The organism is Flagellimonas olearia, from assembly GCF_004150225.1.
Lineage (GTDB): Bacteria > Bacteroidota > Bacteroidia > Flavobacteriales > Flavobacteriaceae > Flagellimonas > Flagellimonas olearia.
Genome location: NZ_ML142908.1, coordinates 686,080 through 701,799, shown reverse-complemented (window position 1 = coordinate 701,799; position 15,720 = coordinate 686,080). Strand labels below are relative to the sequence as shown.

The following is a 15,720-nucleotide window of genomic DNA, read 5'->3' as shown; positions in this document are numbered from 1 at the left end:
AACTGTGCCTTTTTTCCTTTTGTAGCTTTGGTTCATGGAGTTTGAAAAATTCAGTGAAATACGGGAAAAATATTGCATAACCTATGTAGAGGTCACTGAAGGCAAAATGATGAGTTCCCCTGCCATGCATTATAAAAAGAAGGTATTTGCCTTCTTCTCCAAAAGCCACACCATGGTTTTTAAATTGGGCAAGGATTTTCCTATTGAAACTCTGGACATAACACTTTTAGAATTCAGTCCCTTCAAGACCAAAAAACCGTTTAGGGGTTGGTACGAGGCCAGTTTTGAAGACCATGGACATTGGGACGCCCTAACTGAATTGGCATTGAACCATATACAACAGGACATATGATCACAAAAGAGTACACTTTGTTTTTTGAGGAACTGGCCCAAAACAACCACAAGGAATGGTTCCATGCAAACAAGAAAAGATATGAGGAAAAGGTGAAATTGCCCTTTTTGTGCCTAATGCATGGGTTGTTGCAAGAATTGACCTCATGGGATGGACGCATTCCTGCCGATGCGAAGAATGCCCTGTTCCGCATCAATAAAGATGGACGCTTTTCCAAGGACAAAACTCCTTACCACACCGTACTTAAGGCGGGATTTTCTCCCCATGGTAAAAAATCCATGTTGCCGGGCTACTATCTTGGCATTGATGCCACGACCATTCATGTGGGTGGGGGCCTGTTCACCCTTCGCCCACCGGAGCTCCATCTGGTACGGGAACATATATCCAAGAATGCTTCTGCACTTGAGGATGTGGTTAACGATTTAACCTTCATTCAAAATTTTGGTCGCCTGAAAGGGGAAAAAAGCAAACGTTTGGACAAAGATCTCCTTCCTGTGGCCGAAAAAATAGCCCTGATCTATAACAAACAGTTTTACGCCATGGCCGAATTTCCACTGGAGCCTTTTTACAATTCGGAAGAACTACTGGATGAAATCTTGCTCCATTTTAAAGCCATTAGGCCCTTGAACAGGTATCTAAACGAAGCCTTTGATTGAACCAGAGTTTATTTAGTAATCATAAAAACGAAACAAACATGAGCACACAAGAAATTGCAGACAAATTGGTAGCCTTCTGTAGGGAAGGCAAGTTCAATGAAGCCTACAGCCTTTACGCACAAGATGCCGTAAGTGTTGAAATGCCCGGAATGCCCAATGAAATGACCCAAGGCCTTGACAACATTCTGGAAGGTTTTAAACAATGGGGTGAAAGTATTCAGGAAACCCATGGAGGTTCTGTTGGTGATCCCGTAGTGGTGGGCAATCATTTTGCCGTGGCCATGACCAGCGATGTTACCTTTAAGGATGGCAACCGTATGAACATGGAAGAAATTTGCCTGTACCAGGTGGGGGATGGAAAAATAAAGAAGGTCAGTTACCATTACGATACCTCGGCCATGTGTTAGAGCTTTCATCCCAAAAACTCAAAAAGCGCCACTTCTATGGCGCTTTTTTTATGGAATGGGCTTTCAAAATAAGCTGAATGCTTAATTTTGCAGCAAAATTGGTTTTTATGAGCGATTCCCACGCATTGCAGATTACCGCAGTGGATGCATTGACCCCAAACGCAGTAGCCCTCACTTTTGAAGTTCCAGAAAATCTTAAGGATGTATATGCTTACGAAGCTGGACAATACATTACCATAAAACATCAGCTCAATGGAAAGGAACTTCGCAGGGCCTATTCCATTTCTTCGGCCCCTTCTTCTGGAAAATTAACGGTGGGCATTAAAAAAATGCCGGAAGGTACATTTTCTGTCTACGCCAATGAATCCTTGAAAGCAGGAGATGTATTGGATGTTTTGCCGCCTGATGGCCGCTTTGTATTCCATAAGGATACACAACCAAAAAATGTAGCTGCTTTTGCCGCTGGGAGTGGTATAACCCCCATCATGAGCATCGCTCAAACCGTTTTGGAAAGCCATCCGGAAAATATTTTTGTGCTGGTTTTTGGGAATCAATCCCCCGAAGAGACCATGTACTTTCAGAAAATACAGGAACTGAAAGAGGAATATACCAACAGGTTTTTTGTTCAATACATTTACAGCCGCGCCAGGGAAAATGACGCCCTTTTTGGACGAATAGATACTTCTACCATAAACTTTGTGGTAAAGAACAAATTCAAGGATACCGCTTTTGATGCCTTTTATCTGTGTGGACCGGAAGACATGATCCATGCCGTTTCGGATACTTTAAAGAATAATGGTGTTGATGGCGACCGTATTCATTTCGAATTGTTCACCAGTACCGATACCGAGGATACCATGGCCGAAAACTTGGAGGGAATGACCCAAGTGGAGGTGATTTTGGACGATGAGACCTTTTCGTTCACCATGGATAAAAAGAAATTGGTGCTCGATGCCGTCCTGAACGAAGATATTGATGCTCCTTATTCATGCCAAGGAGGCGTGTGCAGCAGTTGCATTGCCCGCATCAAGGAAGGAAGGGCAGAAATGGTGAAAAACCAGATTCTTACCGATGGTGAAGTGGCCGAAGGCTTGATCTTGACCTGTCAGGCCCACCCCTTGACCCCTAAACTTGTGGTGGATTATGACGATGTGTAGTGTCGCTAATTTATTGAGTTGACAACATTCTCTCCATGGCCCTGCTGCCATGGTCATAACCTATCGTAAAGGCATTTTCTATGCCTTTTTTGTCCAAAACCCCAATTTTGTCCAACTCCTTGGGTTCGATGGAAATGTTGCATTCGGCCAATTTTGCCCTGTTGGAGGCATAGATCATCAAACTGGTGACCCTTCCGGCCAACTGCAGGGAGTTTTTAAGATCGTTCTTGTGTACTTCGGCCGCAATGGAGACATTACTCCCAATAACATAGGTAGCATGTTCATCCACATATTCCTTTGGAAAATTGTTCATGATGCCCCCATCGGCATAGAGTACCCCATCAATGTCCACCGGACTGAAAACCGGGGTCAGGGCCGCGGAGGCCAGAAGAGGTTTGATCAATTCCCCTTGGTGGAACATGCGCTCCTCTCCTTTTAATAAATCGGTGGCCACCACATAAAGAGGTTTATCCAAGCTTTCGAACGTATTCTCGGGAAAATAGCCCTTAAATATTTTGAAATAGCGTTCGGTGTCTATAAATCCGGGTTTGTTGATGGCAAAAAAGCTATACTGGAACAAGGGGGTCTCCCTAAAAAAACTCAGCATACTATCCACCGAATTCCCATTGGCATACAACGCCCCTACCAATGCCCCAACACTGGAACCGGCCACAAGGTCTGCCTCTACCCCGTGTTCCCGCATGGCCTTGATCAGTCCAATATGGGCCATTCCACGAACACCTCCCCCGGAGAGTACCAAGCCTACTGATTTTGTCTGTGATACATCCATTTTTAGCGCATTTTGGAGGTTAGTTTTCCAGATAAACAGGCCTTCACTTACCGACCCGCCAGTCTGTTTTTGCATTCAAGCGGCCTATTTTGGGTAGCTTGTCGAGGGTTTTTCGATTTTAATCCTCAAAAAGATAATGACCTGATTATCAAAACCGACTCCTTGGTCGGTTTGTTAAATTTCAATTTTCACACAAGAAAATGTAATCAAAAATAGTATCCCTCGACCAATTTCTATGCTAAGATTATTGTAAGTTTAGGATAATTATTTGGTTGATTTGTCCCTAAGGCCCATTCAAAATACCGCCATTCTTGTTTTTGCAAATTCTGCGAAAAAGGATGGTAGTGTCAAAAAAATAAGCGGCAACACCTTGCTATTTGAAGCTTTGACTGCCCAAACCCTAGGTATTGTCAAAGCTTCCGGTCTACCGTATTATCATTTAACAGAGAAGGAACAGCATGGCAACACTTTTGGGGAACGTTTTACCCATTCCCTCCAATCGGTTTTTGATAAAGGCTATGCCCATGTGATTGCCATAGGGAACGACAGCCCTCAATTGAAAACCCAACACCTGCTCGAGGCATCCCGATTACTTCAGCAAGGGAAGTCCGTTTTGGGCCCATCCATGGATGGAGGGTTTTATCTTATTGGGTTTCATCGTAGCCAGTTCAACCCAGAGCAATTTCAGGCCTTGCCATGGCAATCGCCTTCCCTGCTCAAGAAAACGCAGACCTATTTTGCCTCCAAAGGTGAGCCCGCTGCCTTGTTGAACGTATTGATCGATGTGGATTCAAAAAGGGACATCAAGCGACTTTTCAATTTTACCAAAACCTTGGCCAAAAGATGGCTGGCGCTTTTTTCCATCATCTTTCATAAAAAAATGGCTATTGACAATATCCACAAGAAGGTATTCAAAACCAATTTTCTGGACATTCCTTTCAACAAGGGCTCTCCTTTTTTTCCTTTCCCAACACCTGTTGTCCAAGTTTAACTACTTGGACACTCCTATTACCTTACTTTTTTATATCCATCCCAATTTATGGGAGGAGTACTTTCTTAAACCACTAAAAAGCAAAACATGGCAAACTCATATTACGACCCGGCTGACCTACGCAAATTTGGCAACATCACGGAATGGAGCGAAGAACTCGGAAGCAAATTCTTTGACTACTACGGAAAAGTCTTTGAAGAAGGGGCTCTTTCCGCCCGTGAAAAATCCTTGATTGCGCTGGCCGTGGCCCACGTGGTCAAATGCCCGTATTGTATTGATGCCTACACCAAAGATGGCCTGCAACGGGGTATTACCAAGGAAGAAATGATGGAGGCCGTACACGCCGGGGCTGCCATAGAAAGTGGCGCCACACTGGTCCACGGGGTCCAGATGATGAACAAGTACAACAAATTATCCATGTAAACCTATAACCATGGCGGAAAGCATAATGCCACAGCTTAAAAAAGCAGCGAAAAAATCCCTTAAGGCCCGTGAGAACGAACTGGCCCATACCGATCGGCAAATGGAAATTCTAAATGGAGAACTATTTGCCGATGGGGAGCTGCCCTATTTTAAGGATAAAATCACGGAAATTGGCCATTTCCCCCTCCGGCCCAAAGCGTTGGAGATCCTCCAGATCAATGTGGGGTACATGTGCAACCAAGTGTGTGAGCACTGCCATGTGGATGCCGGACCGGACCGCAAGGAAATCATGACCCGTGAGACCATGGAGCAGTGTTTGGAGGTCATCCGAAATACCGGGGCGCATACGTTGGACCTTACCGGTGGTGCCCCAGAGATGAACCCCAATTTTAGATGGTTTGTGGAAGAGGCCTCCAAAGCGGGCATAAAAGATTTTATTGTACGGTCCAATCTCACCATCATCCGGGCTAATAAAAAATACCATGACCTACCGGAGTTTTTCAAAAAACACAATGTACATGTGGTGTCTTCCATGCCTCACTATACCCGGGGCAAAACGGACAAGCAACGTGGGGATGGGGTTTTTGACAAATCCATTGAGGCCCTGCAGCAGCTCAATGCCGTGGGCTATGGCATGCCGGGCAGTGATTTGCGATTGGATTTGGTCTATAATCCCTCGGGGGCGTTTTTGCCCAGTGACCAAGCGGCCATGGAGCGTGATTTTAAAAAGGCATTGAAGGAGGATTTCAATATTGAGTTCCACAACCTGTTCGCGATTACCAATCTGCCCATTTCCCGGTTTTTGGATTACCTCATCGCTTCTGACAACTATGAGGATTATATGTATTCTTTGGTGGAGGCGTATAACCCTGCGGCGGTGGAAAATGTAATGTGCACCAATACCATCTCCGTAAGTTGGGACGGTTGGCTCTACGATTGCGACTTTAACCAAATGCTGGACCTAAAAGTGGCGAGCAAGGTAAAGCACATCAAGGATTATAATGAGGAAGTGTTGAACGACCGCAACATTGTGATCTCGCAACATTGTTATGGCTGTACGGCCGGAGCGGGAAGCAGTTGCCAAGGGACGGTGGCTTAACTGCGAGAATTGCTGTTGAATTAGTTGCCTTTGTCTTTGATTAAAAACTGCATGATCTGTATCATTTCCACCGCATAATTGATTTCGATGTTCAATTCATTGTTGCCATCGTAAGCTATTTGTATTTCTTCACTTTCCTTTGCTGGGCCTATGGCCAGTTCGGTTCCATCAATGTCCCACGAATAGTTGCCTTGCCTTTCCGTAAACAGGTTTTTCAAATACGGCTTTTTTATGTACCCTTCACTTTCCCATATCTCTTGTGCAATTTTGGTGAAAACTCCAATGATTTCGATAGTGTCCATTTTGGTCAAAAGACATTTCCCTTCGTTGCAGTTGTTCAACGACACGTGTAAATGATCTCCACTCTTGAAAATGACCAAGTCTCCTTCTTTTACAAGCCAATTATAAACCTCTTTACTCATCTTTATTGTTGTAATGTTTTGTTTCGTTTTCCATTTCAAGCGATTTGAACATACACTGGAACAGGTCTAAAACTTCCAATTTTTGTTTTAACCTGAAATCCGTTTTAAGCTTAATATGGATCATTTCCGATTTTTGTTCAGTATCGTACGCAAGTTGTAAATCCAAATGGTATTGTCGTCCATCAAAACAATGTTTGGCCCACATATCTAAATCGTCATTGGTTCCGGTCAAGGCCTGTTTGATGCTTTCCATTTCGGTTTCTTCCAAGTTGTAGTTGGAAAGTTGTGCCAACATATATAGAATCCCTTTCAGTTTATGACTCCAGAACCAAAAACCATATTCAATCTCTTCTTTCACCTTTAGTAATAGGGTTTACTTTCAATGGGAACCGCTGTGTTGTTCTCTATTTTGTAATACTCATACCCATCATAGGTATTGTAGGGAGGGTACGGCAGGCACTTGATATAGACTTCATGTGTCTGAAGGTCTCTATATGCTTGAACAGACTGGAACTTGGGGGGCAAAATGGTTTTTTTCTGCCCATCAGAAATTCCCAGTCCATAAAAATCATCCGTCCGGTCCACACCACCGCCAAAGCCTATGGCCCAAATATGTTTGGAATACTTGTATTTTTTAATGAGATAAAATGTCCCCTCTTCTTGCTGGTTCAATATAGATAGCTCCTCACTGTTTTCTATGTGGTCTGTCCCCATCAAGGCTAGTCTTGGGTAGGGGTTGCCAAAAAAACAATACACATATCCAACCACAAAGAGTATGACCACTCCTACTAGTATCATCTTTATTTTAAATCTTTTATGCATTATTTGCTATCTATCATCCCTCTGCATAAGCCAAAGGGATATCTGTTCCCTTGTCCAATCTTTTGGAAAATGTGCTCCTTTTCTGTTGGTATAATGCTTTAGGCTCTCCTTTGCTTGATTAAGACAGTGGACGAAATCTTTATCATTCAGTTGGTCAAAATACTCCGTTTGGATATACCATCCATCTACCAATTCAAATATTCTGCCCATCAACTGGTTGTCTTTTCTTCGATATATCGCAGATGAAGTAAACCCATCTTCGGGACTGCCCAAAACTTGGAAATAATATGTGTCCATCTTAAATCAATAGTTTTCTATTCATAGTTTGCGTTGTCCCAAATCAGTAATCCCTCAATATTTTCGATGTTGAGTCCTTTTTCTTCATTGACTTTGTTGAGGCGTTCCCCAAAGTATTTAAGTTCTTTCTTGGCTACTTCCACTGCTTTTTTTAGTTCTTTTCCGTCAACACATAATTTCAAGTGGGGCGGATTAGGTTGGAACGGTTCATCGAGCTCCCGAACCGAAAAATCAAAAGTGATCTTGCCTTCCTTAAAAGAAACTTGCGGTGCAGGGTGTCCTTCGCAGTATGAGTTTTCCTCCATGGCAATCCGTTCCCAATACCAGATATCGCTTAGTTCTCCGCAACACTGCGGAAAAAATTGATCTTGATGGCCAACCCGTAAAACATACCCGCCAAAAAACGAACACATTTGCTCCCTTTCAAAAATTCCTTCCCGCATTTCCTGTGTATGGTCCAGTATAAGCTTGGTGAGGTTTTCCCCTGAAACATCGGAAAGCTTGTAAAAAAACAATCCTTTTTTATAGGGCTTTAACCCTGCCTTTTTATGGCACTCATTGTAATATTGTTTCCATATTTCGGGGTTCTTATCGCTAGGAATTCCTATTTCCTGATCACTGCAACCAATTTCTAGGACCGGTATCAATTCAAGTGACATCCCGCTGGTTTTTTATGATGATCCATGAACAAATGCATTAAAAATTGTTTGGGGCCAATCAGACGCATATCCAATATCGGTGTGGAAGTTCATGTTTTTTTGACCCATTGGGCTTCAACATTTGACGAATACCCCTTGACAATTGACCATTATGCCTTATCAGTTGACAAATGATATCCATATTGCTTTTCAAAGCCTCTTTTTCAACCCCAAAAACCAACCCCTGAACCGACCCACCGGTCTGGTCCGTTTTTCAAGGATTCGGTTTTTTATCGGTTTTTGAACACTTCACCGATTTTTCGCACAGCTACGTCTTTAATTCTTTGGTAGGGCACTATTCCTTAAAATCTTTGTTACCGACCAAACAGTCTAAACCCAAATCTTATGCAAATGACCCTCAAACGTAGAGAGACCATGCACCGTCTGTGTGGAAAAGGCCTCGAAATCTTTAATGAAAAAGGCTATTACAACACCAGTTTGGATGACATCCTCAACGAACTGTCCCTTTCCAAAGGGGCCTTTTACCATCATTTTAAATCCAAGGAGGACTACTTCATCAATATTGTACAAAACTTGATCGTCCAGAAGGTATATGCCCTATTGGTAGAACCCTTGAACCATTGTGAAGATCCATTGCCCGCCATTTTGGAGAGCTTGGAAAATGCCTTGGAACCCGGCAAAAAGAATGAAATGGCCTATGGTTTTATGCTGAATGATTTTTTGACGGAGTTCAACAAACGTAACGAGGAGATCAGCAATCACCTAAAAAGTATCTTGAGTGTGTGGGAAGTAAATCTGGTATCTGTCCTGAAAAGGGGAAAAGTAGATGGCCATATTGCCCGTCATGTGGATTGTGAAGGTGCCGCCACCTATATTATTGCCTCTTTCTTGGGCATGCGTTCCCTTATGATGGATTCTACCAACGGACAGTTAAAATATCAGTACATTCAGCAATTGAAGCAGTATTTTAATGCCATAGCTGCCCATAAAGTGGCTGCTTAAGCTTCTAGAATCTGCAACAGTCTATCCACCACTTTTCCCGGCGCAATTGTCTCCATTACGGATTCGTACCCTTTGGGTACCTTGTTCCCATACACCGAGGTGGGTATTTGCGGATATCGTTCCCGGTCCGGCAAAAGCGCATTTTCCATGGGTTGGTTGAAGGGGTAAAATCCGGCATAGGGATGGGTAACTCCCCAAAGCGTCACTACGGGAATACCATAATTGGTCGCCAAGTGCGCATTGCCACTGTCCATGGAGAGCATGACATCCAGATTTGAAATAAGTTCCAATTCTTCCGATAAACTCAATTTTCCGGCCATATTCAAGGTATTGGTGAATGAGTTTGCCAATTCCTGTAATTTTTGCACCTCCATGGCGCCTCCTCCAAAAAGCAATATTTTATACCTATTGGTTTTATTTAATGATTGAATGATTTCCTTCATGAGGTTCAAAGGGTACATTTTGCCTTCATGTGCTGCAAAGGGCGCAATGCCCACCCATTTCTTGGTGTCTTGCTGAACCAAACCCAAAACCTTTTCCGAAAGTTGTAGGCGCTCCTGTGGCGTTGTTTTGGATAAATCAATGGAGAATCCCAATTTTTCAAACACATCGGCATAACGTTGATGGGTTGTCCTTAATGGTTTATAGACCTTGTTTTTGGGTCGGGTGAGTGCTTTCTTTTCAGCTCGTCCTTTGTCAATTTGTACAAACGGAATCCCTTCAAGGGCAAAGTATTTTTTCAACACCCTGCTCCGCAACACATTATGCAGGTCGACCACGGCATCAAATTTCAACGGTTTCAATTCTTGGTACAACCGCCATAACCCTAAGAGCCCTTTGTGCCTGTTTTTCACATCGGCTTCATAGACTTCCACTCGTTCCAAGCCTGAGAAAATAGGCTTGAACGCCTTTTTGGTAAGCACCGTGATCTTTACTTGTGGATTTTCATCCGTTAGGAAACGAAGCACTGGAACGGTCATGGCCACATCGCCCATGGCAGACAGACGGATAACAAGGATTCGGGTGTATTTACCCTTTTTGTCCACGGAGTACGGGGTTGAGTTCCTCATCGTTGTACATCTTCATCTGTTTGTAGACTTTCATGTACTTATTTCCGGCTTCAATATCAGTCAATAGCTGATCAATGGCGGTAGATAGGTCTTTTCTTTGTTCCAGGAGCACGCCAAGCTTTTCACTGCATTTTTTGATATGCTCCGAAGAAGCATCGGTTCGGTTGGCCTCCTCCTGCATGTGATAGATCTTTAGAGCCAAAATGGACAGTCGGTCTATGGCCCATGCAGGACTTTCCGTGTTGATCGTGGCATTTTCCTTGACTTGTACCGATTGGTATTTGTCTAGAAAGTAGCTATCAATATATTCCACAAGGTCTGTGCGGTCCTGATTGCTGGCATCTATCTTGCGTTTTAGGTCCAAGGCGGCCACGGGGTCAATTCCTGGGTCCCTGATGATGTCCTCGTAATGCCATTGTACCGTATCTATCCAGTTTTTCCTATAGAGCAAATGTTCCACTTTATCCTTTGGATAAGGATTGATGAACTCTTGATAAACATCATCTTTGATATGATAGGTGTCTATACTTTCCTGAAAAATTGTAAAGGCAAAATCACTGAACATGAACCATCGTATTTTGGGCAAAGATATTGGTTTATGGCTTACAAATTCAGGTGAAAACCAAAAAGCACTATGGGAACCAGTATGCAAAGAGCCAAAATGGCTTCTTTTAATTTTGTCCTCCTGATGGACTCTATATAATTGGCCATGAAGACCGCGGCCGGGAAAATCGTAAAAAGAACAACCGAGCTATCTTCTTCAGCAAACCAGCCTATGACCAACCCTAAGACAAAAGCCAGAAACACCACCCGTAGCTGAACCAACTTTCCACCCCCCGTTTTTCTCATTTTTAAAAATACCACAAAGACCGCCAACAAAGTCAGAAGCGCATAGATAAGCGTTTTTGCGCCGATATTTCCCAATGATGAAAGAGAAATTGTTTCCAAGGAAAAACGATAATGGTCCCAAAGAAAATCCATTGAACCGGATACCCGTAATATCGCAAACACAAGAATGAAAATAGTGCCAACACCCATGAAAGGAATCAGCCAATTTTTGAAATTCTTCCGATCATATACGTTAATGACCACAAATACAATCAATAAAAAGGCTAGGGCCCACTCATAAAAAAGGCTTGCGATGCAAATCAGTAATGAAGCATCAAAAATTTTGTGCTTTACATTTTTAATGGATTTAATGGACAACAGTCTCCAGATGGCCAAAAGGATAAAAAAGTTGGCAAAAATGATATTCTCCTGTTCATAAGTATGGGGGAAGACTCCCAAAAGCAACACAAAAAAAAGCATCCCATACGAATTGGAGTCCGTAACCTTCTCCATACGAACCATCTGTCCCATGGCAAATACCATTAGCAGTAAGGAGAAAAGAATCAACAACTTAAAGGGGATTTCCTTGCTGATCGGGCCTGTATCCAAAGCGAAAAAACTGCTCAGAACGTAAAAAAGAACCAAAAAAACAGATAGGACAATGTAATTTATGGGTTTTGTTTTGCCGAAAAAGCTTGAAATCATCCTTTCTTTTGCTACTTTTGTACAGTAAATATAGCCAAGATGAGCAAGTTTTTTTACGGTATAGAAGACTTATTTGTAAACCACCTTTTTGCCCCCTACGATTTTTTTCGCTTTACGCACAGCTGGTGGGGAGCCAATTCCATTAATTGGATTTTCTTCGTCATCGGTTTTATCGCCATGATCTATTGGATGAAGCAGTTGAAAATCTTCAATGACAATGGTGAGGAAGACAAGACCATAAGCTCCCATTCTTACCTATAGATCAAATCCTAGATCTTTTCTGTAGTACATCCCATCAAAATGGAGCTTTTCCATATTTTGATAGGATTTCTGCAATGCATCCCTAAAATCGTTCCCAAAGGAAGTGATGGCAATGACACGCCCTCCATTGGTGACCACTTTTCCATTAGCTAGTTTGGTCCCTGCATGGAATACGATTGAATCATGGATGTTTTCAGCTCCAGTGATTGCCTTTCCCTTTTCATAAGCCTCCGGATAGCCCCCGGAAACAGCCATAACCGTTGTAGCGGTCCTTTCATCAATCTGTAGGTCAATCTGGTCCAACGTTCCATTGGCCATGGCCGAAAGCACTTCAACCAAATCGCTTTTAAGGCGGGGTATAACGACTTCGGTTTCTGGATCTCCCATCCGTACATTGTACTCAATGACCTTGGGTTCGGCGCCTACTTTGATCAGTCCTATGAAAATGAAGCCCACATAGGGCAAATTGTCTTTTTTAAGCCCTTCTACAGTTGGTTTTACAATTTGACGCTCAATCTTATCCATAAAGACCGAATCGGCAAATGGAACTGGGGAAATGGCGCCCATGCCTCCCGTATTCAATCCGGTGTCCCCTTCTCCAATACGCTTATAGTCTTTTGCTGTGGGAAGAATTTTGTAGTTGCTGCCATCTGTGAGCACAAAACAGCTGAGTTCTATACCATCCAAGAACTCTTCGATTACTACTGTAGCACTGGCATTGCCAAATTTGGAATCTAGCAACATGGATTTTAGTTCATCCTTGGCTTCTTGCAAATCCTGAAGAATCAACACTCCTTTTCCTGCTGCCAGACCATCTGCTTTTAGCACATAAGGAGGTTTTAGGGTTTCCAAAAAGGCATAGCCTTCCTCCAGATTGTTCCCGGTAAAACTCTGATACGCTGCGGTGGGAATGTTGTGCCGCATCATGAACTCCTTGGCAAACTCCTTACTACCCTCCAAAGCGGCGGCCGCTTTTTGCGGTCCAATAACCGGGATATGATGTAATGAAGTGTCATTTAGAAAAAAATCATGAACACCGTTTACCAACGGATCTTCAGGGCCCACTACCACTAAATCAACACTTTCTTTGATCACCAACTCCTTGATGGCATCAAAATCGTTTACACCAACCTCAACGTTGGTGGCAATATTAGCCGTGCCGGCATTCCCCGGAGCGACAAAAAGATTTCCTGTGATTGGGCTTTGTGAAATTTTAAGGGCAATGGCATGCTCTCTTCCACCAGACCCTAGGACCAAAATGTTCATGAAAATAGTTTTGGCAAAAATAACCTAATTCAAATTGAATTTACGGGTTATTGGAAAATGATCTACAACTTACTGTTCGACACGAATTTCACGAATTCCCACTACTTCAATATTGAGATAACCCCAATAGATTTCTCAGTCGCTCCTCTTCATTGAAATGACAATAAGCCAATGATATTACGGCAAAAATTCCCTGTGAGATTCCCACAGTTGATCGTGTGGAAGTGATTTAAAATAATCAAACACCTTTTTAAGTCCCTCCGAGCGATGTACTTTGGGCTCCCAATTTAGAATTTCCTTGGCCCGGGATATATCGGGCTGTCTTTGCAAGGGGTCGTCTTGTGGCAAGGGTTTGAATACGATTTTCTGATCGGTTCCGGTAAGTTTGATGATTTCCTCTGCGAATTCCAGAATGGTGGTCTCATCTGGGTTTCCTATGTTGATGGGTTCTACATAATCACTCATCAGCAAGCGATAAATCCCTTCTATCTGGTCGTCAATATAGGTGAACGAGCGAGTTTGCGAGCCATCACCAAAAACGGTAAGATCTTCACCTCGTAAAGCCTGACCCATGAAGGCAGGCACTACACGGCCATCGTTCAACCGCATACGGGAGCCATAGGTATTAAAAATCCGCACAATACGGGTGTCCAGTCCATGATGTCGATGATAGGCCATGGTAATGGACTCCATAAAGCGCTTGGCTTCATCATACACTCCTCTTGGACCAATAGGGCTAACATTACCATAATAGTCTTCGTTCTGGGGGTGTACCAAAGGATCTCCGTACACTTCCGAAGTGGAAGCCACCAAGACCCTTGCCTTATGATCCCTTGCCAAACCCAAAAGGTTCAACGTGCCCAAGGAACCTACCTTCAAGGTCTCAATAGGAATCTTTAAATAGTCAATGGGGCTTGCAGGCGAAGCAAAATGGAGGATATAGTCCATTCTTCCCGGGACATGGACAAATTTGGACACATCATGGTGAAAAAATTCAAATCGCTTCAGATGGAAGAGGTGTTCAATATTCTTCAGGTCCCCTGTGATAAGATTGTCCATTCCAATGACATGGTGGCCCTCGGCAATAAATCTATCGCAAAGGTGTGAACCAAGAAATCCGGCTGCTCCGGTGATAAGGGTTTTTTTCATGTATACTTAATATGCCTTGGCCTCTCCTTTGAAGGCATTGATAATAGTTTGAACAATGATCTTAATATCCAAGAACATGGACCAGTTCTCAATATAAAAAATGTCGAATTTAATCCGGTTTAGAATATCGGTCTCAGTTTCGATTTCTCCACGGTATCCTCTGATTTGTGCCAATCCGGTTATGCCCGGTTTAACAAAATGCCTAACCATATATTTGTCCACACTTGTGGCATATTCGTTGGTATGTTTGACCATGTGGGGTCTTGGACCAACCACCGACATTGTTCCAAACAAGACATTATAAAATTGAGGCAGTTCATCAATACTTGTTTTTCTGATGAACTTTCCAATTTTGGTGATTCTCATATCATTTTTGGTCGCCTGGATGTTGTCCGCATTATGATTGGGGGCCATGGACCTAAATTTATAACAATAAAACTCCCGGTTGTCTATCCCATTTCTTGTTTGTCTGAAAAAAACAGGACCCTTGGATTCCAAGGTTATCAAAATGGCCAAAATGGGAGTCAGCCAAGAAAGAAGTCCCAGTATGATCATAAGTGAAAACACAATGTCAAAACTTCTTTTTAAGAAGGCATTGATCGGGTGTTCAAGAGGGATGTCCCGAAGGGACAATACGGGTATATAATCGTAATATTCAAATTTGAGTTTTTTGGCAAAGATGTTTTTATTGTCCGGGATAAACTTGAGCGTTTTCAGGTTATTATCCGCAAAGTTTATGAAATGTGCAATCTCATCATTCTTCAATTCAGAGACAGAGCAATAGATTTCGTCAATATTGTTTTCAAGAATATAATCGAAACAATTATGTATGTCAAACCCGGTTTCCTTCGGGGAAAATTGTTTTAGAAAGTTATACCCAAACTCTCTTCTTTCATTGAAGACTTTTTGGAGTTGGTCGGTTTTTTTGTTCTTGCCCACAATCACTACATTTCTCAGGTTTCCTTTTACCCGCTCCCTGTACTCCATCAACAAGAAATAGCTCAACAGTTTGATCAATGAAATGGTTACCAAAACAATCAAAAAATACTCTCCCAAGGCCAAACGACTGATAATCGGTTGCTTAAAGAACCCAATGAACGCATAAAGGGTCAAAAAGAAGAAAAAGAACTGCACAAAGATGAGCTTGAGGATATAGGTTACTTTGGAAAACCTATATATTCTATAAAACTCGTTCTTAATTGAAATAACCATCCAGGAAACAATAATATAACTATGAAAAAGTAGAGGTTGTTGAAACTGGATGGGCAAGGTTGAAGCAAGCACATTGATTATGGCCAAATCCATCAACAATGAAATTGGAGTTATCAAATTAGAGTATCTGTGGTGCTTGAAAAACATATCTT

21 protein-coding genes are annotated in these 15,720 nt (G+C 42.6%); 9 read left to right on the top strand and 12 right to left on the bottom strand.

Annotation, left to right across the window (positions count from 1 at the left end; translation table 11 throughout):
* The first annotated feature begins 34 nt into the window (after positions 1 to 34).
* The 4 genes from DN53_RS08385 to DN53_RS08370 all read left to right on the top strand — a co-directional run bounded on the left by DN53_RS08385 (position 35) and on the right by DN53_RS08370 (position 2,572).
* A complete protein-coding gene (locus DN53_RS08385; RefSeq protein WP_129653932.1) occupies positions 35 to 352 on the top strand; it encodes a hypothetical protein in 318 nt (105 codons plus the stop codon).
* The gene (locus DN53_RS08380; RefSeq protein ID WP_129653931.1) at positions 349 to 1,008 is read left to right on the top strand and encodes a DUF2461 domain-containing protein; all 660 of its coding nucleotides are present in this window, start codon (positions 349 to 351) and stop codon (positions 1,006 to 1,008) included. The genes DN53_RS08385 and DN53_RS08380 overlap by 4 nt, the downstream gene beginning before the upstream one ends.
* A 38-nt stretch (positions 1,009 to 1,046) precedes the next feature.
* Positions 1,047 to 1,415, top strand: coding sequence for a SnoaL-like domain-containing protein (locus DN53_RS08375; RefSeq protein ID WP_129653930.1), 369 nt, complete (start codon positions 1,047 to 1,049; stop codon positions 1,413 to 1,415).
* Positions 1,416 to 1,522: 107 nt separating this feature from the next.
* Complete coding sequence (locus DN53_RS08370) at positions 1,523 to 2,572, top strand: ferredoxin--NADP reductase (protein WP_129653929.1); 1,050 nt, start codon at positions 1,523 to 1,525, stop codon at positions 2,570 to 2,572.
* Positions 2,573 to 2,582: 10 nt separating this feature from the next.
* Here the strand turns inward: DN53_RS08370 and DN53_RS08365 are convergent, their stop codons facing one another.
* On the bottom strand, positions 2,583 to 3,437 hold the full coding sequence (locus DN53_RS08365; RefSeq protein ID WP_313790131.1) for a patatin-like phospholipase family protein: 855 nt from the start codon (positions 3,435 to 3,437) through the stop codon (positions 2,583 to 2,585).
* Positions 3,438 to 3,639: 202 nt separating this feature from the next.
* Between DN53_RS08365 and DN53_RS08360 the strand changes: the two genes are divergently transcribed.
* The 3 genes from DN53_RS08360 (at position 3,640) to arsS (ending at position 5,875) form a co-directional block, all read left to right on the top strand.
* Positions 3,640 to 4,353 carry a TIGR04282 family arsenosugar biosynthesis glycosyltransferase gene (locus DN53_RS08360; protein ID WP_165357316.1) on the top strand — a complete coding sequence of 238 codons (714 nt, stop codon included), beginning with the start codon at positions 3,640 to 3,642 and terminating at the stop codon, positions 4,351 to 4,353.
* Positions 4,354 to 4,440: 87 nt separating this feature from the next.
* Entirely contained in the window at positions 4,441 to 4,776 is a 336-nt protein-coding gene (locus DN53_RS08355; protein WP_116216706.1) for an arsenosugar biosynthesis-associated peroxidase-like protein, read from the top strand.
* 10 nt (positions 4,777 to 4,786) lie between these two features.
* The gene (arsS, locus tag DN53_RS08350; protein ID WP_207211099.1) at positions 4,787 to 5,875 is read left to right on the top strand and encodes an arsenosugar biosynthesis radical SAM (seleno)protein ArsS; all 1,089 of its coding nucleotides are present in this window, start codon (positions 4,787 to 4,789) and stop codon (positions 5,873 to 5,875) included.
* Positions 5,876 to 5,895: 20 nt separating this feature from the next.
* On the opposite strand, the gene DN53_RS08345 is transcribed toward arsS, so the two are convergent.
* Genes DN53_RS08345 through DN53_RS08325 form a run of 5 tightly spaced genes read right to left on the bottom strand, consistent with a single transcriptional unit; the run spans position 5,896 to position 8,075 of the window.
* Positions 5,896 to 6,297 carry a hypothetical protein gene (locus DN53_RS08345; RefSeq protein WP_129653927.1) on the bottom strand — a complete coding sequence of 134 codons (402 nt, stop codon included), beginning with the start codon at positions 6,295 to 6,297 and terminating at the stop codon, positions 5,896 to 5,898.
* Positions 6,290 to 6,655 carry a hypothetical protein gene (locus DN53_RS08340; protein ID WP_129653926.1) on the bottom strand — a complete coding sequence of 122 codons (366 nt, stop codon included), beginning with the start codon at positions 6,653 to 6,655 and terminating at the stop codon, positions 6,290 to 6,292. The genes DN53_RS08345 and DN53_RS08340 overlap by 8 nt, the downstream gene beginning before the upstream one ends.
* Positions 6,656 to 6,657: 2 nt before the next feature.
* Positions 6,658 to 7,095: a hypothetical protein gene (locus DN53_RS08335; RefSeq protein ID WP_129653925.1), complete on the bottom strand. Its 438-nt coding sequence runs from the start codon at positions 7,093 to 7,095 to the stop codon at positions 6,658 to 6,660.
* A 30-nt stretch (positions 7,096 to 7,125) separates the two neighbouring features.
* A complete protein-coding gene (locus DN53_RS08330; RefSeq protein ID WP_129653924.1) occupies positions 7,126 to 7,416 on the bottom strand; it encodes a hypothetical protein in 291 nt (96 codons plus the stop codon).
* Between the two features lie 17 nt (positions 7,417 to 7,433).
* The gene (locus DN53_RS08325; protein ID WP_129653923.1) at positions 7,434 to 8,075 is read right to left on the bottom strand and encodes a hypothetical protein; all 642 of its coding nucleotides are present in this window, start codon (positions 8,073 to 8,075) and stop codon (positions 7,434 to 7,436) included.
* A gap of 390 nt (positions 8,076 to 8,465) precedes the next feature.
* Between DN53_RS08325 and DN53_RS08320 the strand changes: the two genes are divergently transcribed.
* Positions 8,466 to 9,077 (top strand): TetR/AcrR family transcriptional regulator, encoded by a 612-nt coding sequence (locus tag DN53_RS08320; protein WP_242502098.1) that lies wholly within the window; start codon positions 8,466 to 8,468, stop codon positions 9,075 to 9,077.
* Here the strand turns inward: DN53_RS08320 and DN53_RS08315 are convergent.
* Genes DN53_RS08315 through DN53_RS08305 form a run of 3 tightly spaced genes read right to left on the bottom strand, consistent with a single transcriptional unit; the run spans position 9,074 to position 11,680 of the window.
* Positions 9,074 to 10,147, bottom strand: a complete 1,074-nt coding sequence (locus DN53_RS08315) for a glycosyltransferase family 9 protein (RefSeq protein ID WP_242502097.1) — start codon at positions 10,145 to 10,147, stop codon at positions 9,074 to 9,076. The two genes, DN53_RS08320 and DN53_RS08315, sit on opposite strands and share 4 nt — an antisense overlap.
* Positions 10,107 to 10,712: a DUF4254 domain-containing protein gene (locus DN53_RS08310; RefSeq protein WP_129654054.1), complete on the bottom strand. Its 606-nt coding sequence runs from the start codon at positions 10,710 to 10,712 to the stop codon at positions 10,107 to 10,109. Before DN53_RS08310 ends, DN53_RS08315 begins: the two co-directional genes overlap by 41 nt.
* Before the next feature lie 38 nt (positions 10,713 to 10,750).
* Positions 10,751 to 11,680, bottom strand: coding sequence for a DUF6427 family protein (locus DN53_RS08305; RefSeq protein WP_242502096.1), 930 nt, complete (start codon positions 11,678 to 11,680; stop codon positions 10,751 to 10,753).
* A 39-nt stretch (positions 11,681 to 11,719) separates the two neighbouring features.
* On the opposite strand from DN53_RS08305, the gene DN53_RS08300 reads away from it, so the two are divergent.
* Positions 11,720 to 11,941 carry a DUF6341 family protein gene (locus DN53_RS08300; RefSeq protein ID WP_129653920.1) on the top strand — a complete coding sequence of 74 codons (222 nt, stop codon included), beginning with the start codon at positions 11,720 to 11,722 and terminating at the stop codon, positions 11,939 to 11,941.
* Here DN53_RS08300 and purD read toward each other — a convergent pair.
* The 3 genes from purD to DN53_RS08285 all read right to left on the bottom strand — a co-directional run bounded on the left by purD (position 11,936) and on the right by DN53_RS08285 (position 15,715).
* On the bottom strand, positions 11,936 to 13,207 hold the full coding sequence (gene purD, locus DN53_RS08295) for a phosphoribosylamine--glycine ligase (protein ID WP_129653919.1): 1,272 nt from the start codon (positions 13,205 to 13,207) through the stop codon (positions 11,936 to 11,938). The two genes, DN53_RS08300 and purD, sit on opposite strands and share 6 nt — an antisense overlap.
* Positions 13,208 to 13,384: 177 nt before the next feature.
* Entirely contained in the window at positions 13,385 to 14,356 is a 972-nt protein-coding gene (locus DN53_RS08290) for a UDP-glucuronic acid decarboxylase family protein (protein ID WP_129653918.1), read from the bottom strand.
* A gap of 6 nt (positions 14,357 to 14,362) precedes the next feature.
* Positions 14,363 to 15,715 (bottom strand): undecaprenyl-phosphate glucose phosphotransferase, encoded by a 1,353-nt coding sequence (locus DN53_RS08285; RefSeq protein WP_129653917.1) that lies wholly within the window; start codon positions 15,713 to 15,715, stop codon positions 14,363 to 14,365.
* Positions 15,716 to 15,720 lie beyond the last annotated feature (5 nt).

Coding starts and splice junctions, on each gene's coding strand:
- DN53_RS08385 (WP_129653932.1), top strand. CDS start 35: ATGGAGTTTGAAAAATTCAGTGAAATACGGGAAAAATATTGCATAACC.
- DN53_RS08380 (WP_129653931.1), top strand. CDS start 349: ATGATCACAAAAGAGTACACTTTGTTTTTTGAGGAACTGGCCCAAAAC.
- DN53_RS08375 (WP_129653930.1), top strand. CDS start 1,047: ATGAGCACACAAGAAATTGCAGACAAATTGGTAGCCTTCTGTAGGGAA.
- DN53_RS08370 (WP_129653929.1), top strand. CDS start 1,523: ATGAGCGATTCCCACGCATTGCAGATTACCGCAGTGGATGCATTGACC.
- DN53_RS08365 (WP_313790131.1), bottom strand. CDS start 3,437: ATGCAAAAACAGACTGGCGGGTCGGTAAGTGAAGGCCTGTTTATCTGG.
- DN53_RS08355 (WP_116216706.1), top strand. CDS start 4,441: ATGGCAAACTCATATTACGACCCGGCTGACCTACGCAAATTTGGCAAC.
- arsS (WP_207211099.1), top strand. CDS start 4,787: ATGGCGGAAAGCATAATGCCACAGCTTAAAAAAGCAGCGAAAAAATCC.
- DN53_RS08345 (WP_129653927.1), bottom strand. CDS start 6,297: ATGAGTAAAGAGGTTTATAATTGGCTTGTAAAAGAAGGAGACTTGGTC.
- DN53_RS08335 (WP_129653925.1), bottom strand. CDS start 7,095: ATGATACTAGTAGGAGTGGTCATACTCTTTGTGGTTGGATATGTGTAT.
- DN53_RS08330 (WP_129653924.1), bottom strand. CDS start 7,416: ATGGACACATATTATTTCCAAGTTTTGGGCAGTCCCGAAGATGGGTTT.
- DN53_RS08325 (WP_129653923.1), bottom strand. CDS start 8,075: ATGTCACTTGAATTGATACCGGTCCTAGAAATTGGTTGCAGTGATCAG.
- DN53_RS08320 (WP_242502098.1), top strand. CDS start 8,466: ATGACCCTCAAACGTAGAGAGACCATGCACCGTCTGTGTGGAAAAGGC.
- DN53_RS08315 (WP_242502097.1), bottom strand. CDS start 10,147: ATGAGGAACTCAACCCCGTACTCCGTGGACAAAAAGGGTAAATACACC.
- DN53_RS08310 (WP_129654054.1), bottom strand. CDS start 10,712: ATGTTCAGTGATTTTGCCTTTACAATTTTTCAGGAAAGTATAGACACC.
- DN53_RS08305 (WP_242502096.1), bottom strand. CDS start 11,680: ATGATTTCAAGCTTTTTCGGCAAAACAAAACCCATAAATTACATTGTC.
- DN53_RS08300 (WP_129653920.1), top strand. CDS start 11,720: ATGAGCAAGTTTTTTTACGGTATAGAAGACTTATTTGTAAACCACCTT.
- purD (WP_129653919.1), bottom strand. CDS start 13,207: ATGAACATTTTGGTCCTAGGGTCTGGTGGAAGAGAGCATGCCATTGCC.
- DN53_RS08290 (WP_129653918.1), bottom strand. CDS start 14,356: ATGAAAAAAACCCTTATCACCGGAGCAGCCGGATTTCTTGGTTCACAC.
- DN53_RS08285 (WP_129653917.1), bottom strand. CDS start 15,715: ATGTTTTTCAAGCACCACAGATACTCTAATTTGATAACTCCAATTTCA.